3 protein-coding genes are annotated in these 1,891 nt (G+C 81.2%); all 3 read right to left on the reverse strand.

What is annotated here, in order from left to right; genetic code table 11:
• Positions 1–144 precede the first annotated feature (144 nt).
• The gene (locus AB6N23_RS18240; protein WP_412867372.1) at positions 145–450 is read right to left on the reverse strand and encodes a DUF4244 domain-containing protein; all 306 of its coding nucleotides are present in this window, start codon (positions 448–450) and stop codon (positions 145–147) included.
• A gap of 318 nt (positions 451–768) precedes the next feature.
• A complete protein-coding gene (locus AB6N23_RS18245; RefSeq protein ID WP_412867373.1) occupies positions 769–1,194 on the reverse strand; it encodes a type II secretion system F family protein in 426 nt (141 codons plus the stop codon).
• Positions 1,195–1,421: 227 nt separating this feature from the next.
• Positions 1,422–1,891, reverse strand: a 470-nt coding sequence (locus AB6N23_RS18250) for a type II secretion system F family protein (protein ID WP_412867374.1), incomplete at its 5' end; no start/stop codon positions are given.

Genomic DNA, 1,891 nt, shown 5'->3' on the forward strand with positions numbered 1-1,891 from the left:
TGGGACTACATCGACCGGATCTGGCACACGCAGCCGGTGGTCGCCCGCTAGCGTTCCGACCCCTTCGTCGCGGCCCGGCCGCCCCGCTCCCGCGGGCGCCGGCGGGCCGCGCACGCCACCGCCGGCGGCCGCGGTGCCCCACCGTCATCCGCCCAGCGCCTGCCGGACGATGCCCGTGAGCAGACCCTTCACCTCGTTGCCCTTGAGGATGACGACGAGCAGGCCGGCGAAGCCGACCGCGGCGAGCGTCGCGATCGCGTACTCGGCGGTCGCCATGCCCGCGTCACCGGCCACGCGCCTAAGCCGCGTCACCGTCCCCGCGGCGCCGCCGACGGCCCCGGCCGCCCTGCCGTCGCTCGTCCCGTCGGGGGACACCGCGCCGGAGCCCTGCGCGGCGCGCGTCCTCGACGCGGGCTGCTGCCCACCGCCCGTGCCCTGTGTGTCCGTCATGCCAGCTCCTTTCGTCGGCCGCGGTCGCGGCACGCGCCCGCTGCGGGCGTCGCTCGCCGAGCGTCGCGGGGACGCCCGGGTGCGCGCGGGCCGGCGTCGCGCGCTCGTGGGCGGCACCGCGCCGCGCAGGGCTGTGGTCGGCTCGCGACGGCCCGGGCCACCCGCCGTTGCCGCCGCCGGGCGACACCGCACGGCGCTCGCCGCCGGTGCGTCCGTCCGTTCGGTCCGCGACGACCGGTCCGCGACCACCGGCCCGCCACAACCGGTCCGCGACAACCGGGTGCACGACGACGGCCCGACGACCTGTCGCGCCCCGCGTCACCACCCCAGCCCGCCCGCGAGCCCGAGCACCACAGGCACCAGGCCCAGCAGCGCGAACGCCGGCAGGAAGCACAGCCCGAGCGGCAGCGTGAGCCGCACGGCGAGGCTCCCGGCCGCGGTCCGCACCCGCGCGCGCCGGTCGCGGCGCACCCGGTCGGCGGCGGCGCGCAGCTGCGGACCCGGGGACGCACCGGCCTCCCAGCCCGTGGCGAGGGCAGCACCGACCGCGGCTGCCGCGGGCGGTGCGTCCGCCCACGCCGACGCCCAGGAGCCGCCGAGCTCGAGCGTGCTGCCCGCCCGCACGAGCGCGGCGCCGTCCGCGCCGCCGAGGTGCCGGCCGACCACCGCGAGGGTGCGCGGCAGCGCCGACCCCGCCGCGAGCGCCCCGGCGCACAGGTCGAGCAGGAACGCGGCGTCGACCACCGGCGCCCCCTGTCCCCCACGGAGCCCGCCCCCGCGCCGCGCCGCACGCCCCGGCTGCCCGACGCTCTCGCGCCGGTCGTCGCGCGTCCACCCTCCCACCCCGGCCCGCTTCGCCCCGGCCCGCTCCACCCCCGCCCGCAAGACCGACCTCCGCCCGACCCACCACGGTCCCGAGCCGACGACGGTCGCGGCCACGACGACGAGACCGACGCCGAGCGCCGCCCCGCTCACGCGGTGCCGCCGGCTGCCCGGGCACTTCGCAGGAGCGCACCGACCCACGCCCGCCCGGCGAGCACGAGCACCGCCCCCAGCACCCCCGCGGCGGTGCCCGGCCCGCCGGCGGCCAGCACCTGCCACGGCCGCGCACCGAGCGCGGCCCCCACGAGCAGGCCGAGCGCGGGCAGCAGGACGAGCACCCGCGCCGTCGCGCGGGGGCCCGCCAGGGCCGCCGCGACCTCGCCGGCGTGCTCGGCGTCGGCCGCCACGGCGGCCGCGAGCTGCTCGAGCACGTCCGCGAGCGGCGCCCCGAGCTCGGCGGCGGTGCGCGCCCCGGCGAGCACGGCGTGCACGCGGGACGCGGCGGCGTCGTCGGGTCGCACGCGCACCCGTGCCCGTCGCGAATCACGCCCGCGCCGTCGCTCCACGAGCGCCAGCAGGACCGGCGCGGGTGGCACGACGCCGGCGACCACGCCCGCGC

The organism is Cellulomonas pasadenensis (assembly GCF_047229365.1).
Taxonomy (GTDB): domain Bacteria; phylum Actinomycetota; class Actinomycetes; order Actinomycetales; family Cellulomonadaceae; genus Cellulomonas.